We start from the raw sequence: 19315 nt of genomic DNA, 5'->3' as shown, positions 1-19315 counted from the left end.
GTGAGATACATCCTTATTTTGAGTAGGAAACCGACAGGCGGTACAGTCGCACTGGGCAGTGCCGCCGATGCGGCGGACCTGGCGCAAGACACCTGTGTGCAGCTACTGCAAAAGACTGAACGCTTTGAACTCAAGGCGCCTCGGGCTTTTTTGCGCACGATCGCTCGCGGCTTGGTGGTTGATCATTGGCGCCATGAAGAAATCGAGCGCGCTTACCTCGAGTCCATCGCCCATCTGCCGCAAGCGCTGGCACACAGCGCCGAAGCCCGTGCGTTGGTACTGGAGTTTCTGGAGGAAATCACACAGCTGGCAGCGCTGGACGTCTGACCTCGCGACCACCACCAGCGAGCGACGCAGTGTGCAATTCTGCTCACTTGCCGGGAAGTTTCCAGCCGCGAGGGTTCCTAGTTATTAAACCTCTAAACGACAAAACCCCTGTCTGCGTTAGCAGACAGGGGTTTCGGAATTCAATCTTGACGATGACCTACTCTCACATGGGGAAACCCCACACTACCATCGGCGATGCATCGTTTCACTGCTGAGTTCGGGATGGGATCAGGTGGTTCCAATGCTCTATGGTCGTCAAGAAATTCTGTGTACCAGACCGTTGCGTGAGCAACGTGCTGGTGAAATTCATGGACTTCTACATAAACAAAACCCCTGTTTGTGTTAGCAAACAGGGGTTCTGGAATTTAATCTTGACGATGACCTACTCTCACATGGGGAAACCCCACACTACCATCGGCGATGCATCGTTTCACTGCTGAGTTCGGGATGGGATCAGGTGGTTCCAATGCTCTATGGTCGTCAAGAAATTCGGGTACTGAGTCGTGACCTTATGGCCTCGCTTCAGCAAATTGGGTATGTGATAGCTTTCGGTGTTTTGTGAGATCGAACTTTCGGTTCTATCGTCTTCACACACCGCAATCTGATGCTTCTACTTGTTTCCAAGTCCGAAGTAGTCAAATTGCTTGGGTGTTATATGGTCAAGCCTCACGGGCAATTAGTATTGGTTAGCTCAACGCCTCACAGCGCTTACACACCCAACCTATCAACGTCGTAGTCTTCGACGGCCCTTCAGGGGACTCAAGGTCCCAGTGAGATCTCATCTTGAGGCTAGTTTCCCGCTTAGATGCTTTCAGCGGTTATCTATTCCGAACATAGCTACCCGGCAATGCCACTGGCGTGACAACCGGAACACCAGAGGTTCGTCCACTCCGGTCCTCTCGTACTAGGAGCAGCCCCTCTCAAATCTCAAACGTCCACGGCAGATAGGGACCGAACTGTCTCACGACGTTCTAAACCCAGCTCGCGTACCACTTTAAATGGCGAACAGCCATACCCTTGGGACCGGCTTCAGCCCCAGGATGTGATGAGCCGACATCGAGGTGCCAAACACCGCCGTCGATATGAACTCTTGGGCGGTATCAGCCTGTTATCCCCGGAGTACCTTTTATCCGTTGAGCGATGGCCCTTCCATACAGAACCACCGGATCACTAAGACCTACTTTCGTACCTGCTCGACGTGTCTGTCTCGCAGTCAAGCGCGCTTTTGCCTTTATACTCTACGACCGATTTCCGACCGGTCTGAGCGCACCTTCGTACTCCTCCGTTACTCTTTAGGAGGAGACCGCCCCAGTCAAACTACCCACCATACACTGTCCTCGATCCGGATAACGGACCTGAGTTAGAACCTCAAAGTTGCCAGGGTGGTATTTCAAGGTTGGCTCCACGCGAACTGGCGTCCACGCTTCAAAGCCTCCCACCTATCCTACACAAGCAAATTCAAAGTCCAGTGCAAAGCTATAGTAAAGGTTCACGGGGTCTTTCCGTCTAGCCGCGGATACACTGCATCTTCACAGCGATTTCAATTTCACTGAGTCTCGGGTGGAGACAGCGCCGCCATCGTTACGCCATTCGTGCAGGTCGGAACTTACCCGACAAGGAATTTCGCTACCTTAGGACCGTTATAGTTACGGCCGCCGTTTACCGGGGCTTCGATCAAGAGCTTCGCGTTAGCTAACCCCATCAATTAACCTTCCGGCACCGGGCAGGCGTCACACCCTATACGTCCACTTTCGTGTTTGCAGAGTGCTGTGTTTTTAATAAACAGTCGCAGCGGCCTGGTATCTTCGACCGGCATGAGCTTACGGAGCAAGTCCTTCACCCTCACCGGCGCACCTTCTCCCGAAGTTACGGTGCCATTTTGCCTAGTTCCTTCACCCGAGTTCTCTCAAGCGCCTTGGTATTCTCTACCCAACCACCTGTGTCGGTTTGGGGTACGGTTCCTGGTTACCTGAAGCTTAGAAGCTTTTCTTGGAAGCATGGCATCAACCACTTCGTTAACTAAAAGTTAACTCGTCATCAGCTCTCGGCCTTAGAATCCCGGATTTACCTAAGATTCCAGCCTACCACCTTAAACTTGGACAACCAACGCCAAGCTGGCCTAGCCTTCTCCGTCCCTCCATCGCAATAACCAGAAGTACAGGAATATTAACCTGTTTTCCATCGACTACGCTTTTCAGCCTCGCCTTAGGGACCGACTAACCCTGCGTCGATTAACGTTGCGCAGGAAACCTTGGTCTTTCGGCGTGGGTGTTTTTCACACCCATTGTCGTTACTCATGTCAGCATTCGCACTTCTGATACCTCCAGCAAGCTTCTCAACTCACCTTCACAGGCTTACAGAACGCTCCTCTACCGCATCACCTAAGTGATACCCGTAGCTTCGGTGTATGGTTTGAGCCCCGTTACATCTTCCGCGCAGGCCGACTCGACTAGTGAGCTATTACGCTTTCTTTAAAGGGTGGCTGCTTCTAAGCCAACCTCCTAGCTGTCTAAGCCTTCCCACATCGTTTCCCACTTAACCATAACTTTGGGACCTTAGCTGACGGTCTGGGTTGTTTCCCTTTTCACGACGGACGTTAGCACCCGCCGTGTGTCTCCCATGCTCGGCACTTGTAGGTATTCGGAGTTTGCATCGGTTTGGTAAGTCGGGATGACCCCCTAGCCGAAACAGTGCTCTACCCCCTACAGTGATACATGAGGCGCTACCTAAATAGCTTTCGAGGAGAACCAGCTATCTCCGAGCTTGATTAGCCTTTCACTCCGATCCACAGGTCATCCGCTAACTTTTCAACGGTAGTCGGTTCGGTCCTCCAGTTAGTGTTACCCAACCTTCAACCTGCCCATGGATAGATCGCCCGGTTTCGGGTCTATTCCCAGCGACTAGACGCCCTATTAAGACTCGCTTTCGCTACGCCTCCCCTATTCGGTTAAGCTCGCCACTGAAAATAAGTCGCTGACCCATTATACAAAAGGTACGCAGTCACCCAACAAAGTGGGCTCCCACTGCTTGTACGCATACGGTTTCAGGATCTATTTCACTCCCCTCTCCGGGGTTCTTTTCGCCTTTCCCTCACGGTACTAGTTCACTATCGGTCAGTCAGTAGTATTTAGCCTTGGAGGATGGTCCCCCCATATTCAGACAAAGTTTCTCGTGCTCCGTCCTACTCGATTTCATGACTAAGAGATTTTCGCGTACAGGGCTATCACCCACTATGGCCGCACTTTCCAGAGCGTTCCGCTAATCTCAAAGCCACTTAAGGGCTAGTCCCCGTTCGCTCGCCACTACTAAGGGAATCTCGGTTGATTTCTTTTCCTCAGGGTACTTAGATGTTTCAGTTCCCCTGGTTCGCCCCTTACACCTATGTATTCAGTGTAAGGTAACCATCTTATGATGGCTGGGTTCCCCCATTCAGACATCTCCGGATCAAAGTCTGTTTGCCGACTCCCCGAAGCTTTTCGCAGGCTACCACGTCTTTCATCGCCTCTGACTGCCAAGGCATCCACCGTATGCGCTTCTTCACTTGACCATATAACCCCAAGCAATCTGGTTATACTGTGAAGACAACATTCGCCGAAAATTCGATAATACTCAATTACGAGTAACTCACAAATTTTACCTTAGCCTGATCCGTTACCAGTGAAAGTAACGTTCAGTCTATCTTTCTATCACATACCCAAATTTTTAAAGAACGATCTAATCAAAGACTAGAAATCAACATTCACCATCACCTCGATGGAATGCTCATTTCTAAGCTTTCAAAACTTTCAGAAGCAGTAGTGGTGGAGCCAAACGGGATCGAACCGTTGACCTCCTGCGTGCAAGGCAGGCGCTCTCCCAGCTGAGCTATGGCCCCGTATTTCTACAGGCGTTTCCCACACAAAATTGGTGGGTCTGGGCAGATTCGAACTGCCGACCTCACCCTTATCAGGGGTGCGCTCTAACCAACTGAGCTACAGACCCAATTTCGGGCTGCTTCTTATCGTCTTCTTCAATGAATCAAGCAATTCGTGTGGGAACTTATGGAGCAGCTGATGTCGTCGATTAAGGAGGTGATCCAGCCGCAGGTTCCCCTACGGCTACCTTGTTACGACTTCACCCCAGTCATGAATCACACCGTGGTAACCGTCCTCCCGAAGGTTAGACTAGCTACTTCTGGTGCAACCCACTCCCATGGTGTGACGGGCGGTGTGTACAAGGCCCGGGAACGTATTCACCGCGACATTCTGATTCGCGATTACTAGCGATTCCGACTTCACGCAGTCGAGTTGCAGACTGCGATCCGGACTACGATCGGTTTTGTGGGATTAGCTCCACCTCGCGGCTTGGCAACCCTCTGTACCGACCATTGTAGCACGTGTGTAGCCCAGGCCGTAAGGGCCATGATGACTTGACGTCATCCCCACCTTCCTCCGGTTTGTCACCGGCAGTCTCCTTAGAGTGCCCACCATTACGTGCTGGTAACTAAGGACAAGGGTTGCGCTCGTTACGGGACTTAACCCAACATCTCACGACACGAGCTGACGACAGCCATGCAGCACCTGTCTCAATGTTCCCGAAGGCACCAATCTATCTCTAGAAAGTTCATTGGATGTCAAGGCCTGGTAAGGTTCTTCGCGTTGCTTCGAATTAAACCACATGCTCCACCGCTTGTGCGGGCCCCCGTCAATTCATTTGAGTTTTAACCTTGCGGCCGTACTCCCCAGGCGGTCAACTTAATGCGTTAGCTGCGCCACTAAGAGCTCAAGGCTCCCAACGGCTAGTTGACATCGTTTACGGCGTGGACTACCAGGGTATCTAATCCTGTTTGCTCCCCACGCTTTCGCACCTCAGTGTCAGTATTGGTCCAGGTGGTCGCCTTCGCCACTGGTGTTCCTTCCTATATCTACGCATTTCACCGCTACACAGGAAATTCCACCACCCTCTACCATACTCTAGTCAGTCAGTTTTGAATGCAGTTCCCAGGTTGAGCCCGGGGATTTCACATCCAACTTAACAAACCACCTACGCGCGCTTTACGCCCAGTAATTCCGATTAACGCTTGCACCCTCTGTATTACCGCGGCTGCTGGCACAGAGTTAGCCGGTGCTTATTCTGTCGGTAACGTCAAAACAATCACGTATTAGGTAACTGCCCTTCCTCCCAACTTAAAGTGCTTTACAATCCGAAGACCTTCTTCACACACGCGGCATGGCTGGATCAGGCTTTCGCCCATTGTCCAATATTCCCCACTGCTGCCTCCCGTAGGAGTCTGGACCGTGTCTCAGTTCCAGTGTGACTGATCATCCTCTCAGACCAGTTACGGATCGTAGCCTTGGTGAGCCATTACCTCACCAACTAGCTAATCCGACCTAGGCTCATCTGATAGCGCAAGGCCCGAAGGTCCCCTGCTTTCTCCCGTAGGACGTATGCGGTATTAGCGTCCGTTTCCGAACGTTATCCCCCACTACCAGGCAGATTCCTAGGCATTACTCACCCGTCCGCCGCTCTCAAGAGAAGCAAGCTTCTCTCTACCGCTCGACTTGCATGTGTTAGGCCTGCCGCCAGCGTTCAATCTGAGCCATGATCAAACTCTTCAGTTCAAACATCTTTGGGTTTTTAAGAAACCCTAAACTTGGCTCAGCAATCGTTGGTTACATCTTTGATTTCTCGCGGAGTAACTTGTGATGCTGATAATCTTGTTGACTATCAGTCTGACTCCACAAGCACCCACACGAATTGCTTGATTCAGTTGTTAAAGAGCGGTTGGTTAAGATCTTTCGTCTCAACCGAGGCGCGCATTCTACAGCAGCCTCATTTGCTGTCAAGTGATTATTTTCAGAAGTTTTCGAAGATTTCTTCAACAACTTCAACCACTTGCGCTTCCGATCTCTCGTTAGCGGGAGGCGAATTCTACAGCGTTACACGCTGCTGTCAACACCTCTTTTTCTCCGCTTTCGACCGAGAAGATCGAAACGTTAATAGAGCCAAACAACACTGCTCTACCAACTCCTTCTGGGCTTCGATCAACTGAAGCAAGCCGCTGTCGAATTCTGCATAACTCTTTGTTTACCAAGGAGTTTTCCGTTTCGACTGCGCCGGAAGTGGGGCGAATTATAGACTTCCAGAATCTGCCGTCAACCCTTAATTTCGCGTCTCTATCAATTACTTAGGATTGATTAAAAAACAACCTATATAGGCGCTTTACGCGCCCTATATAGAAGGGAATACTCAGATAACACCCGCTTCTCTTAAAGCAGCCACATTTGCGGGCCCCAGCCCAAGCACACCCTGCAGCACCTGGACCGTGTGCTCTCCTAATAGAGGAGGCGCACTGCGGTACTCCACAGGCGTCTTGGACAGCCGTATCGGACTGGCCACCTGCGGAACCATCCCCGCCAGCGCATGAGGCAACGCCATAGCCAGCCCACGCGCCTTGACCTGCGGATCGGCGAATACCTGCGCCAAGTCATTGATAGGCCCACACGGCACGCCCACTCGCTCCAGCTGCGTCACCCATTCAGCCGTCGTCTTGAAGACCGTAGCTTGGCGAATCAACGGAATCAGCTCCGCACGGTTAGCCACCCGCACCTTATTAGTAGCAAAGCGCGGATCGTCCGCCCACTGCGGCTGCCCAGCCGCCTCAGCGAACTTGCGAAACTGCCCGTCATTACCCACCGTCAGGATGAAGTCACCATCGGCCGTGGGGAAATCCTGATAAGGCACAATATTCGGGTGAGCATTGCCCAGCCGCTTGGGCGACACACCCGTCGTCAGGTAATTCATCGCCTGATTAGCCAGGCAGGCCACCTGCACGTCCAGCAACGCCATATCAATATGCTGCCCGCCGCCGTCATGGTCCCGGTGCGCCAGCGCTGCCAAGATCGCCACAGTCGAGTAGAGCCCCGTCAAGATGTCCGTCAGCGCCACTCCAACCTTTACCGGCCCAGCGCCATCATCACCCTCAGGCCGACCGGTCAAGCTCATGAGCCCGCCCAACCCCTGAATCATGAAGTCATAGCCCGCGCGCGCCGCGTAGGGCCCGGTCTGACCAAAGCCGGTGATCGAGCAATAGATCAACTCCGGATTGATCTCCTTCAGCGACTCATAGTCCAGCCCATACGCCGCCAGGCCACCCACTTTAAAATTCTCGATCAGGATGTCGGACTTCGCCGCCAGGTCACGCACCAGCTTCTGCCCCTCCGGCCGCGTGAAGTCGATGGTCACCGACTCCTTGTTTCGGTTGGCCGACAGATAATAGGCCGCCTCACTGGTGTTCTCGCCATACGCATCCTTAAGGAAGGGCGGCCCCCAGGCGCGCGTGTCATCGCCATTACCCGGCCGCTCGACCTTGATCACCTCAGCCCCAAGGTCCGCCAGGATTTGCCCGGACCAAGGGCCCGCCAGCACTCTCGATAAATCCAATACCCGCAGATGTGAAAGCGCGCCCATGCCGTGCTCCTATTAATAGAACGCTTGAAGACCGGTTTGCGCACGCCCAAGAATCAGGGCGTGCACGTCATGCGTACCTTCATAGGTGTTAACCACCTCCAGGTTGACCAAGTGACGCGCCACCCCGAACTCATCAGAAATACCGTTGCCACCCAGCATGTCCCGCGCCATACGCGCGATATCCAGGGACTTGCCGCAGGAGTTGCGCTTCATGATCGAAGTAATCTCAACCGCAGCCGTACCTTCATCCTTCATACGCCCCAAGCGCAGGCAGCCTTGCAAGGCCATCGTGATCTCGGTCTGCATATCGGCCAGCTTCTTCTGGATCAGTTGCGTCGCCGCCAATGGACGCCCGAACTGATGACGATCCAGGGTGTACTGGCGAGCGGTGTGCCAGCAGAACTCGGCGGCCCCCAGCGCCCCCCAGGAAATGCCATAGCGCGCCGAGTTAAGGCAGGTGAAAGGCCCTTTCAAGCCACGCACATCCGGAAAGATGTTTTCTTCCGGCACAAACACGTTATCCATGACGATCTCACCGGTAATGGAAGCGCGCAGGCCGACCTTGCCGTGAATCGCCGGAGCACTCAGGCCTTTCCAGCCTTTCTCCAGGACAAAACCACGAATATCACCGGCATCGTCCTTGCCCCACACCACAAACACATCGGCGATCGGGCTATTGGTGATCCACATCTTGGCGCCGCTCAGGCTGTAGCCGCCGTCCACCTTACGGGCCCGCGTAATCATCGCGCCTGGGTCGGAGCCGTGATTAGGCTCAGTCAAGCCGAAGCAGCCGATCCACTCGCCAGAGGCCAGCTTCGGCAGGTACTTCTGCTTCTGTGCCTCAGTGCCAAATTCATTGATAGGCACCATGACCAGTGATGACTGCACACTCATCATCGAGCGATAGCCGGAGTCGACACGCTCGACCTCACGGGCAATCAGCCCATAGCTGACGTAGTTCAAGCCACTGCCACCGTACTGCTCGGGGATCATCGCGCCCAACAGGCCCGTTTCGCCCATCTCGCGGAAGATCGCAGGGTCGGTCTTTTCATGGCGAAAGGCTTCGAGCACACGCGGCGCCAGCTTGTCCCGGGCGAATTGCTCAGCACTGTCACGCACCATGCGCTCTTCTTCGGTGAGCTGTTGATCCAGCAGCAGTGGATCGATCCAGTTGAAGCTTGCCTTACCAGCCATGAATAAGTCCTCGCGGAAAAAATCAGAAGTCGTGGATGCAGCCTAGGCCGGGCAGTCGCAGAGGGCAAACGAGGTTTCTGCATAGGGTTGTGCTAATTTCTCACTTCGAAACGACTGAGAAGGGCGCAGACGCGCTTTATAAGTGAGTACTACGTACATGCGCAGAAAAATTCCCAGCACCACCGCCCTGGTCAGTTTTGAAGCCGCGGCCCGCCACGAGAGCTTTACCAAGGCGGCGCAGGAGCTTTCCATCACCCAAGGCGCCATCTGTCGACAGATCGCCAGCCTTGAGGAGTTTTTAAGTGTCGAGCTGTTTCGGCGCTCACGGCGCGGAGTAAAGCTGACCGAAGCGGGGTTGTCCTACAGCCGTCGCGTCGCTATGCAGCTGGACGCGGTAGAGCGAGACACCTTGTCAGTAATGGGACAGCAGGGCGCCAGCGTCATCGAGCTCGCCGTGGTGCCAACCTTCGGCACCCAATGGCTGATCCCGCGCCTCAAGGACTTTCAACGCCAGCACCCGGAAGTCACCGTCAATCTCACCAACCGCACGCGCCCGTTTCTATTTGCCGATACCGAATTCGATGCCGCAATCTACTTTGGCGATGCCGACTGGTCTGGGACCGAGTCCCACCGGCTGATGGGGGAAAACCCGGTTCCGGTGTGCAGTCCGCGATTACTGGGCACCCGCACCCACTTCAGCCCCCAAGAGATCGCAGAACTGCCGCTGCTGCAGCAAACCACACGGCCTTACGCCTGGCGCCAATGGTTCAACGCGCAACAACTGAACATACCCCGCGACATGACAGGCCCGCGTTACGAGCTATTCTCGATGTTGTCTCAGGCCGCCATGCATGACATGGGGATCGCGCTGATACCGCCGTTCCTTATCCAGCGCGAGCTGGAGGAGAACCAACTGATGATCGCAAGCCCAGAGGCGCTGAGCAGTTCGAAGGCCTACTACTTGATGATTCCCGAGAGAAAAGTCGAATCTGCATCGCTGCACGCATTCAGAGACTGGTTGATTGATCAGTCGCAGCGCTATAGCCCCAGCGTTTAAAGGCAAAAACCGAGCCGTTGACTTTGTAGTCAGATAATTATTGGCACTACAGATATACGTATATGTCGCATTTAAGCAGACTGTACTTCTCTGCAATAGATAAGGCTCAAGGCCATGATTCACTTGGCTTGTAGCGACTATCACTGGCCAATGCCCGACTATTCACAACCACGATTGTAAAACATACGTAAACCGCCTAAATCCCTTTAAACACCTGTATTTAAAGAGGTTATTTCGAGGCGTTGCGACAATCAGTCACAGGGTGACTTGTAGTTAATTTTTCGTCACCCGTCATAATCCCTTGAAGGCCGTAAAGTTCGCCTGCAAAATGCCGCGCCCCGCTGTCATTTCAGCGGGATCGTGCTGATCGGCCGCCCCAGTTGCGCCACTCACGGTGCACTGGCCTTTTTACAAAAAGATCAAAAGCAAAAAGATCATGCAGGAGATTTGACGTGCACATTGGTGTTCCTCTCGAAACCCAGACCGGTGAAACGCGGGTGGCTGCCACCCCGGAAACCATCAAGAAGCTGATCGGCCAGGGCCATAAGGTCACTGTTCAAAGCGGCGCAGGCGTTAATGCCAGCGTCGTCGACAGTGCCTACGAAGCGGCAGGCGCAACCATTGGCAGTGCCAGCGAGGCGTTTGGCGCCGAGCTGATTCTCAAGGTGGTCGCCCCCAGCGACAACGAACTGGGGCTGATCAAAAGCGGCACCGTCGTTGTAGGCATGCTCAATCCGTTCAGCAACGAAACCATTGCCAAGCTGGCCGAGCGCGGCATCACTGCCTTCGCGCTGGAAGCTGCGCCGCGCACCTCACGGGCCCAGAGCCTTGATGTGCTGTCGTCGCAAGCCAACATCGCCGGCTACAAAGCAGTGCTGCTTGCAGCCCATCACTACCCGCGCTTCATGCCGATGCTGATGACGGCTGCTGGCACCGTGAAAGCTGCCCGCGTGCTGATCCTCGGCGCTGGCGTCGCAGGTCTTCAGGCCATCGCCACGGCGAAACGCCTGGGTGCGGTGATCGAAGCGTCCGACGTGCGCCCAGCGGTGAAAGAGCAGATCGAATCCCTCGGCGCCAAGTTCGTCGACGTGCCGTACGAAACCGATGAAGAGCGCGAATGCGCCGTCGGTGTTGGCGGTTACGCACGCCCGATGCCAAGCAGTTGGATGCAGCGCCAGGCCCTGGCCGTGCACGAGCGCGCCAAGCAGGCCGACATCGTCATCACCACCGCGTTGATCCCGGGCCGCAAGGCGCCGACTCTGCTCAGCGCCGAAACCGTCGCACACATGAAGCCAGGCTCGGTGGTCATCGACCTCGCCGCCGCCCAAGGTGGTAACTGCCCGCTGACCGTGGCCGATCAGGTCGTCGTGGCAAACGGCGTGACCATCTGTGGCCCGACCAACTTGGCCGGTGCCGTCGCTGCCGACGCTTCAGCTTTGTATGCACGCAACCTGCTGGACTTCCTGAAGCTGGTCTTCAACAAGGAAGGGCAGTTTGAAATCAACCTCGAAGACGACATCGTCGCCGCGTGCCTGATGTGCCGCGACGGCCAAGTCATCCGCAAAAACGCCTAAGCAGGGATTCAGACGATGGAAGAGCTTATCTCCCCCGGTATCTACAACCTGATCATCTTTGTGCTGGCGATTTATGTCGGTTACCACGTGGTCTGGAACGTGACACCTGCGCTGCACACGCCATTGATGGCGGTGACGAACGCAATCTCAGCAATTGTGATCGTCGGCGCCATGCTGGCTGCAGCGCTCACCGTTACACCATTGGGCAAGACCATGGGCACCCTGGCCGTGGCCTTGGCGGCAGTTAATGTGTTCGGCGGTTTTTTGGTAACCCGCAGAATGCTGGAAATGTTCAAGAAGAAAGCCCCGAAAGTAAAAGCAGAGGCGCCATCGTCATGAGCATGAATCTGGTCACGACGCTCTACTTGATCGCGTCGATTTGCTTTATCCAGGCCCTCAAAGGCCTGTCGCATCCAACTACCTCGCGGCGCGGCAACCTGTTCGGCATGCTCGGCATGGCGCTGGCGGTGCTGACCACCGTGGGCCTCATCTATAAGCTTGGGGCTGAACTGGCCACCGCCGGTATCGGCTACGTGATCGTCGGCCTGCTGATCGGCGGCACCGCCGGTTCGATCATGGCCAAGCGCGTAGAAATGACCAAAATGCCTGAGCTGGTCGCGTTCATGCACAGCATGATCGGCTTGGCCGCAGTATTTATCGCCATCGCCGCCGTGGTCGAGCCGCAATCGCTGGGCATCGTCAAGCACCTGGGCGACTCGATCCCTGCCGGCAACCGCCTGGAACTGTTCCTCGGTGCAGCCATCGGCGCAATTACCTTCTCCGGTTCGGTAATCGCGTTCGGCAAACTCTCGGGCAAGTACAAGTTCCGCCTGTTCCAAGGCGCACCGGTACAGTTCGGCGGCCAGCACAAGCTAAACTTGGTGCTCGGCCTGGCCACCCTCGGCCTCGGCCTGGCGTTCATGTTCACCGGCAACCTCAGTGCCTTCGCATTGATGCTGGCCCTGGCGTTCGTGCTCGGTGTGCTGATCATCATCCCGATTGGCGGCGCCGACATGCCGGTAGTCGTGTCGATGCTCAACAGCTACTCAGGCTGGGCAGCGGCGGGTATCGGCTTCTCGCTGAACAACTCGATGCTGATCATCGCCGGCTCCCTGGTGGGCTCCAGCGGCGCGATTCTGTCGTACATCATGTGCAAGGCGATGAACCGCTCCTTCTTTAATGTGCTGCTCGGCGGTTTCGGCAACACAGCGGATGCAGCCGGCCCGGCGGGCTCTAAAGAAGCGCGCCCGGTGAAGTCCGGCTCCGCCGACGACGCTACCTTCCTGCTGACCAACGCCGACACCGTGATCATCGTGCCGGGCTATGGCTTGGCGGTGGCACGCGCGCAACATGCGCTTAAAGAGCTGACCGAGAAGCTGACCCACCGCGGCGTGACCGTGAAGTACGCGATCCACCCGGTGGCGGGGCGCATGCCTGGCCATATGAACGTGCTGCTGGCTGAGGCGGAAGTGCCTTACGACCAGGTGTTTGAGATGGAAGACATCAACTCCGAATTCGGCCAGGCTGATGTGGTGCTGGTGCTGGGCGCGAACGATGTGGTCAACCCGGCCGCCAAGAACGACCCTAAATCACCCATCGCCGGCATGCCGATCCTGGAAGCGTTCAAAGCCAAGACCATCATCGTCAACAAGCGCTCGATGGCCAGCGGCTATGCAGGCCTGGACAACGAGTTGTTCTACCTGGACAAGACCATGATGGTCTTCGGTGATGCGAAGAAGGTCATCGAAGACATGGTCAAGGCCGTCGAATAACACTGCGCTAGCGCAATACCCGAAACCCTGGCCTCCAGTAGGCTGGGGTTTTTTCGTTCCACTGCTCTGCGTGGGAATGCAGCCAGGGATGCTCTGCGTCCCGCTCTGCACACTCACATGAAACCCGACCAAAGGCTCTAAATCGCCGCCTGGCATTCGACCATGGTAGCGGGCCGAATTTTTTTGAAATCACTACACTGCCCACCTTGCTTCCGTAGCCTGAGATAACAATTCATGTACCGTGATCGTATCCGCTTGCCTTCGTTGTTGAACAAGGTCATGAGCGCGGCAGACGCCGCTGCACTGATCGAGGACGGCATGACCGTCGGCATGAGCGGCTTCACCCGAGCCGGTGAAGCCAAGGCCGTCCCTCACGCACTTGCCGAACGCGCCAAGACTTCGCCGCTGAAAATCACCCTGATGACCGGCGCCAGCCTGGGCAATGACCTGGACAAGCAACTGACCGAAGCCGGCGTGCTGTCCCGCCGCATGCCATTCCAAGTGGACAGCACCCTGCGCCGCGCGATCAACGCCGGCGAGGTGATGTTTATCGACCAGCATCTGTCGGAAACCGTCGAGCAACTGCGTAACAACCAGCTCAAGCTGCCGGACATCGCCGTCATCGAAGCCGTCGCTATCACCGAACAAGGCCATATCGTGCCGACCACCTCCGTGGGCAACTCGGCCAGTTTCGCGATTTTCGCCAAGCAAGTGATCGTCGAGATCAACCTCGCGCACAACCCGAACCTGGAAGGGCTGCACGACATCTATATCCCGACCTACCGGCCGACCCGTACGCCGATTCCGCTGGTCAAGGTCGACGACCGCATTGGCAGCACCGCGATTCCGATCCCGCCCGAGAAGATCGTCGCCATCGTGATCACCAACCAGGCTGACTCAGCCTCCACCGTGACGCCGCCAGACGCCGACACCCAAGGCATCGCCAATCACCTGATCAACTTCCTCAAGCAGGAAGTGGACGCCGGGCGCATGACTAACAAGCTCGGCCCGCTGCAGGCCGGTATCGGCAACATTGCCAACGCAGTGATGTGCGGCTTGCTCGATTCGCCGTTCGAAGACCTGACCATGTATTCGGAAGTGCTGCAGGACTCGACGTTCGACCTGATCGACGCAGGCAAGCTGAGCTTCGCCTCGGGCAGCTCGATTACCTTGTCGGAACGGCGCAATGCCGATGTGTTCGGCAACCTGGAACACTACAAGGACAAGCTGGTACTACGCCCGCAGGAAATCTCTAACCACCCTGAAGTCGTGCGACGTCTGGGGATCATCGCTATCAACACCGCGCTGGAGTTTGATATCTACGGCAACGTCAACTCCACCCACATCTGCGGCACGCGGATGATGAACGGCATTGGGGGCTCCGGGGACTTCGCACGCAATGCGCACCTGGCGATCTTCGTCACCAAGTCGATTGCCAAGGGCGGCGCGATTTCCAGCGTGGTGCCGATGGTCAGCCATGTGGACCACACTGAGCACGACGTGGACATCCTAGTGACTGAGGTTGGCCTTGCCGATCTGCGTGGCCTGGCACCGCGTGAGCGTGCCCGGGTGATCATCGACAACTGTGTGCACCCGGCGTACCGCGATGCGCTGAACAGTTACTTCAACGCCGCCTGCGCTATCGGCGGGCATACCCCGCATATCCTGCGTGAAGCACTGAGCTGGCACATTAACCTGGAAGAAACCGGGCATATGCTCAAGGCCTGATTGATACAGATTCGGGCTGATGCAAAGACAGTTGCATCAGCCCGAAGGCATACCCGTCACTTCTGTAAAAAACTGTACTGCTGTACCGGTCTTTTCCTACATGCATATCCCATAACTTCGGCCGAAACCGTCCATTTCGCACCGTTTAAGTGCAGACAGGTACAGTTGCCCCGTTTCCGTACAGTACAGCCGCTATAAACAGTTAACTGGCCCCTCACAATACAGGTGAACTGTATCTAGTGAGTCTTGCGTCGGAGGAGGATCATTGGCATCAGTTAAACCACTACCTAATCCCGCCACAAGCGGAAGGATGTCACCATGGAACGTACACTCAGTTCCGATCTGTTCTTCGAAGAAAAAGCTGTAAACACCCAGGCTTCCCTGCCTTTGCGCGTTCTCGCTAACCTGATGTTGTGGCAGCGCCGCATTTCCAGCCGCCACCAATTGGCTCGTCTGGACTCGCGTCTGCTGGCTGACGCTGGTATCAGCGAAGCTCAACGCTACGAAGAGCTGAGCAAGCCGTTCTGGCGCTAATTGGCGCCCGCTGGCCCTGACCCACCGGGTCCACCGCCAGCACTCTGATTTGTCAAAACAAAGCCCGCCCCGGGAAACCGGAGGCGGGCTTTGTTGTTTCTGGGATTCAGCTCTTTTCACCGCTGAACAGAAGGCTTACGCAGCAACCAGTACAGTTAAAAAAATACTACAGTTAAGCGGTACAATTTAACCTTGGTGTATCTGTATCGGTAGAAATGAGGCGCCCAACATGGAGCTCCAAGACCTCATGAAAGGCTCCAGCCATGAACACGCAACGCTCGTCCTTTAAACAGCTGCTCGTTCGCACCGCCAGTGCATTGGCCAGATGGGCGCGACAGGCCCATGAGCGGCATCAACTGGCACAGCTTGACCCGCGCGAACTCTCAGACGCGGGCATCAGCCAGGGCGACCGAATAGCCGAGCTGTCCAAGCCGTTCTGGCGTGAATAGACACCCGCGGGACTTTCCGAACAGATAAACGGCAGCTTAAGATCCCACTAATACGTGGCGAACCTTGTAGAACCGGCGTCTGATGCTCAATCGCAACACTGTCGGTTTCACAGTGGCCGCTTTGCGCCGCTTTATTTGTTCATCTACAGGAGTCACTCCATGTCCCGTCTTCGCCTGCTCAGTGCCGCCGCCCTGTTGGCCGTGGCTGCCAATGCCAACGCAAGCAGCTTCATCGTGACCACCGATTCAATCGTCGGCGCGCTGAAAGCCACCTCCGACGCCAGCTCGGATGCCACCTCCTCACTGCGTGACAATAAAGTCGTGCAGGCCGCGCGTGACGACGCCGCCAGCTTTGTCGCCAGCGAAGGCGCCATCCGCGGTGTGAAACTGGAGAGCGCCCTGGCGCAGATCCGCCAACAGGCACCCCAACTCAATACCGCTACTGACGCACAGCTGGCCCAAGCGATCCTGGCCATCTGACCAAGGCAAATGCAAGAGGGCGCCAGCCGCTACCAAATGTGTCAGCGCTGGCTCTCGCCCGGGCATTGCGCTAGCCTTGGCGCTCGCTTTCAGTTGTCGAGTCCCATGGTTTTTTCATACCGCTTGTTGATCGTTCCCGTGTTGTTTTCCGCCTGTTGGTCGCCATCGGTGTTTGCCTTTGATGTGGCCACCCAGAGCACCGTTATCAGTGCGTATGCCACCAGCAAGGTGACCTCCGCACCTTTTGACAGAAAGTTGATAGTGGCCGCCCAGGATGACGCTGCCGCTTTTATCGCCACTGACGGCCAATGGCGGGGCGCTCGTCTGGAATCTGCGCTGGATTATCTGCGCCGCACCCAGCCAAAACTTAACGCCAGCGACCTTGAACTGGCGCAAGCAATTCTCGTCCAATAATCATCTTTGTATTTCGGAGTTTTTCCATGCGTAGTCCGCTGATCGCCGCCGCTCTCGGCTTGCTGTTGTTGGCCGATGTTGCCCACGCGCAAACCCTGAAGGCCACCAGTAACATCATCGTGCGTGCATCGGCCCGCACCATTGACTTCACCTCGGACACCACCACGTCTATCCGTGATTCCAAAATCGTGCGCGAAGCCCACGATGACGCCGCCAGCTTCGTCGCCACCAACGGCGAGATCCGCGGCGCACAGCTCGAAGCTGCCTTCGACACCCTGCGAACCCGCGTGCCGCAAGCCCGCGACGCCAGTGACCAGACCCTCGCCGAAGCCATTCTCGCTCTGTGAGGCGCCTAGTCGCCTGGCTATTGGCTGGGACTGTGCTGCTCTGTGCAAGCGCAGCTCAGGCCGGCCTGCAACTGCGGCTCAAGACCGATGGCTTGAGCCCGGCCGAACAGCAGGCCAGCCAGGCATTGCTCGATGAAGCGATGCGCGCCTTGCCGCCGCGTTTTATCGAGCAGTTGGACCGGCGCATTGATGTCGGCTGGACCGACAAAATGCCTGAAAACGCTTACGGCCAGGCCTCACTGGTGTCCGAACTGGACCTCAACCAGAACCTGCTCGCCAGCCTGACCGACGGCAGCGCCGCCACCCAGAAGACCAACCGCCCCCACGGCACCGTGCGCCGCGAAATGCTCGCCACCGTGCTGCATGAACTGACCCACATCTATGACCGTGCGCGCCTGTGGTCCAAAGACGAGCGCACACTGATCCGTCGATGCAGCCGCCAGAACAACATCACCGGCCTGATCGGCCTGACCGATCAATGCCGCGGCCAGAATGACCGCCGCTTTACCCTAAGTGACGACCCGCGCCTGCTGGACCTTGCCGGCTGGCCGCAATACGTTGGCCGTCGCGGCGAACGTGAACAAAACAACCATCAAGTCGCCCGCAGCCCAGATATCTACGAAACCACCAGCCCGCTGGAGTTCGTGGCGGTCAACATGGAGTACTTCCTCCTAGACCCAAGCTACGCCTGCCGCCGCCCCTCGCTGTTCCGCTATTACAAGGAACACTTCGGCTGGGCGCCGCCTGAGCAAGAAACCTGCGCCCAAACCTTTGCGTTCCTCAACGCAGGCAACGATTTCGCCAAGACGCCGCTGGGCCAGGTCGACCCGGAGCGGGTGTATGAAATCGACTACCTGCTCGCCGAAGCCAACCAGAACCTGGTCAGCCGCTGGGGCCACAGTATGTTGCGCCTGGTGATCTGCGCGCCCGGACGCCCACGCGGCCCGGATTGTCGGCTGGACCTGGACCAACACCTGGTGTTGTCCTACCGCGCCTTCGTCGGTGACGTACAACTATCAAGCTGGGATGGACTGGTGGGTAAGTACCCGTCGCGACTGTTCGTGCTGCCGCTGTCCCAAGTGATCGACGAATACACCAAAACTGAGCTTCGTGGCCTGGCATCTGTTCCGCTAAAACTTACGCGTCAAGAGATCAACGACACCGTCGAGCACGCCGCCGAAATGCATTGGAGCTACGACGGCAACTATTTCTTCATTTCCAACAACTGTGCGGTGGAGAGCCTGAAGCTGTTACGTAGCGGCAGCGCCAACCCCCAATTGACCGGCCTGGACAACATCACCCCCAACGGCTTGCTGGAAGTTCTCAGCGCGCGCGGCCTGGCTGACACCAGTGTACTCAACGACAAACGCGAGGCGTTGCGCCTGGGTTACCACTTCGACTCGTTCCGCGAGCGCTACCAGGCGATGTTCGATGTGCTGCGCAAACACTTGCCGATCAAACAGACTCAGGTCGAAGACTGGCTGGCCCTCAGCGCCGAAGAGCGCCGCCAATGGTTCAGCCAGGCCGACCTGCGCACCAGCGCAGCACTGTTGCTGCTGGAACAGGCCAGCTATCGCAGGCAACTGATGTTGGCCCAGGACGAAGTCAAACAACGCTACCTGGGTGCTCGCGAGCTGAAAAACGGTGGCATGGAAAAAGCCAACAACACGCTGCAACAAATCCTCGCCAACAGCGGCTTCCTCAGCCGCCCGGCGGAACTGCTTGGCAGTGGCGGCTACGGCCTGCCGCAACCGTCGGAATCCAAACGCCTGGAATCGGAAAGCGCCGAACGCCAGAAGCAGCTGCAATCCTTGACCGGCGAGCTGGATAAAGAGGTGAGGGTGCTGCTGGAGCCTTCCCGCGCCGCCGAGATTGCCGCCTCCGAAGCCAACCTCAAGCAGGTGGGCGAGCACCTGCGGGCGCTGCACAAAGCGGCCGGGGGCCTTGAGCTTCCCTGATTCGCCAGATACAAGCTGACTCTTCCTACATA

13 protein-coding genes, 2 tRNA genes, 4 rRNA genes and 1 pseudogene are annotated in these 19315 nt (G+C 56.5%); 12 read left to right on the top strand and 8 right to left on the bottom strand.

The features are described from left to right. Positions 1–309: pseudogene (locus tag K0P33_RS01795) on the top strand (sigma factor); the annotation flags it as partial. A gap of 162 nt (positions 310–471) precedes the next feature. On the opposite strand, the gene rrf (K0P33_RS01790) reads toward K0P33_RS01795, so the two are convergent. The 8 genes from rrf (K0P33_RS01790) to K0P33_RS01755 all read right to left on the bottom strand — a co-directional run bounded on the left by rrf (K0P33_RS01790) (position 472) and on the right by K0P33_RS01755 (position 8970). Then, positions 472–587: ribosomal RNA gene (gene rrf, locus K0P33_RS01790) — 5S ribosomal RNA — on the bottom strand. A 109-nt stretch (positions 588–696) separates the two neighbouring features. Beyond that, positions 697–812, bottom strand: a 5S ribosomal RNA gene (rrf, locus tag K0P33_RS01785). 170 nt (positions 813–982) lie between these two features. Next, positions 983–3874, bottom strand: a 23S ribosomal RNA gene (locus tag K0P33_RS01780). 251 nt (positions 3875–4125) lie between these two features. Next, positions 4126–4201 (bottom strand) — tRNA-Ala (locus tag K0P33_RS01775). Between the two features lie 30 nt (positions 4202–4231). Further along, positions 4232–4308: transfer RNA gene (locus K0P33_RS01770), tRNA-Ile, on the bottom strand. Between the two features lie 82 nt (positions 4309–4390). Next, positions 4391–5927: ribosomal RNA gene (locus tag K0P33_RS01765) — 16S ribosomal RNA — on the bottom strand. The 16S, 23S and 5S rRNA genes sit together here with 2 tRNA genes alongside, the layout of an rRNA operon. A gap of 628 nt (positions 5928–6555) precedes the next feature. Continuing rightward, entirely contained in the window at positions 6556–7776 is a 1221-nt protein-coding gene (locus tag K0P33_RS01760; protein ID WP_094949637.1) for a CaiB/BaiF CoA-transferase family protein, read from the bottom strand. Between the two features lie 12 nt (positions 7777–7788). Next, positions 7789–8970 carry an acyl-CoA dehydrogenase gene (locus tag K0P33_RS01755; RefSeq protein ID WP_242153732.1) on the bottom strand — a complete coding sequence of 394 codons (1182 nt, stop codon included), beginning with the start codon at positions 8968–8970 and terminating at the stop codon, positions 7789–7791. A gap of 157 nt (positions 8971–9127) precedes the next feature. On the opposite strand from K0P33_RS01755, the gene K0P33_RS01750 reads away from it, so the two are divergent. The 11 genes from K0P33_RS01750 (at position 9128) to K0P33_RS01700 (ending at position 19283) form a co-directional block, all read left to right on the top strand. Further along, positions 9128–10027, top strand: a complete 900-nt coding sequence (locus K0P33_RS01750; RefSeq protein WP_094949639.1) for a LysR family transcriptional regulator — start codon at positions 9128–9130, stop codon at positions 10025–10027. A 452-nt stretch (positions 10028–10479) separates the two neighbouring features. After that, complete coding sequence (locus tag K0P33_RS01745) at positions 10480–11601, top strand: Re/Si-specific NAD(P)(+) transhydrogenase subunit alpha (protein ID WP_094949640.1); 1122 nt, start codon at positions 10480–10482, stop codon at positions 11599–11601. A gap of 15 nt (positions 11602–11616) precedes the next feature. After that, positions 11617–11940: an NAD(P) transhydrogenase subunit alpha gene (locus tag K0P33_RS01740; RefSeq protein ID WP_094949641.1), complete on the top strand. Its 324-nt coding sequence runs from the start codon at positions 11617–11619 to the stop codon at positions 11938–11940. Next, positions 11937–13373 (top strand): NAD(P)(+) transhydrogenase (Re/Si-specific) subunit beta, encoded by a 1437-nt coding sequence (locus tag K0P33_RS01735; RefSeq protein WP_242153730.1) that lies wholly within the window; start codon positions 11937–11939, stop codon positions 13371–13373. Before K0P33_RS01740 ends, K0P33_RS01735 begins: the two co-directional genes overlap by 4 nt. A gap of 234 nt (positions 13374–13607) precedes the next feature. Further along, positions 13608–15101 (top strand): acetyl-CoA hydrolase/transferase family protein, encoded by a 1494-nt coding sequence (locus tag K0P33_RS01730; RefSeq protein WP_094949643.1) that lies wholly within the window; start codon positions 13608–13610, stop codon positions 15099–15101. 318 nt (positions 15102–15419) lie between these two features. Continuing rightward, complete coding sequence (locus tag K0P33_RS01725) at positions 15420–15635, top strand: DUF1127 domain-containing protein (protein WP_003214752.1); 216 nt, start codon at positions 15420–15422, stop codon at positions 15633–15635. Positions 15636–15898: 263 nt separating this feature from the next. Beyond that, positions 15899–16084 (top strand): DUF1127 domain-containing protein, encoded by a 186-nt coding sequence (locus K0P33_RS01720; RefSeq protein ID WP_242153728.1) that lies wholly within the window; start codon positions 15899–15901, stop codon positions 16082–16084. A gap of 159 nt (positions 16085–16243) precedes the next feature. After that, a complete protein-coding gene (locus K0P33_RS01715) occupies positions 16244–16564 on the top strand; it encodes a DUF2388 domain-containing protein (protein WP_094949645.1) in 321 nt (106 codons plus the stop codon). Between the two features lie 105 nt (positions 16565–16669). Beyond that, a complete protein-coding gene (locus K0P33_RS01710) occupies positions 16670–16978 on the top strand; it encodes a DUF2388 domain-containing protein (protein ID WP_242155985.1) in 309 nt (102 codons plus the stop codon). Positions 16979–17004: 26 nt separating this feature from the next. Then, positions 17005–17325 carry a DUF2388 domain-containing protein gene (locus K0P33_RS01705; RefSeq protein WP_094949647.1) on the top strand — a complete coding sequence of 107 codons (321 nt, stop codon included), beginning with the start codon at positions 17005–17007 and terminating at the stop codon, positions 17323–17325. Beyond that, positions 17322–19283, top strand: a complete 1962-nt coding sequence (locus K0P33_RS01700; RefSeq protein WP_242153725.1) for a DUF4105 domain-containing protein — start codon at positions 17322–17324, stop codon at positions 19281–19283. The genes K0P33_RS01705 and K0P33_RS01700 overlap by 4 nt, the downstream gene beginning before the upstream one ends. Positions 19284–19315: the final 32 nt, after the last annotated feature.

Origin of the sequence: Pseudomonas sp. ArH3a (genome assembly GCF_022648765.1) — a bacterium.
Classification (GTDB): Bacteria; Pseudomonadota; Gammaproteobacteria; order Pseudomonadales; family Pseudomonadaceae; genus Aquipseudomonas.
This window is presented reverse-complemented; position numbering and strand designations above follow the sequence as displayed.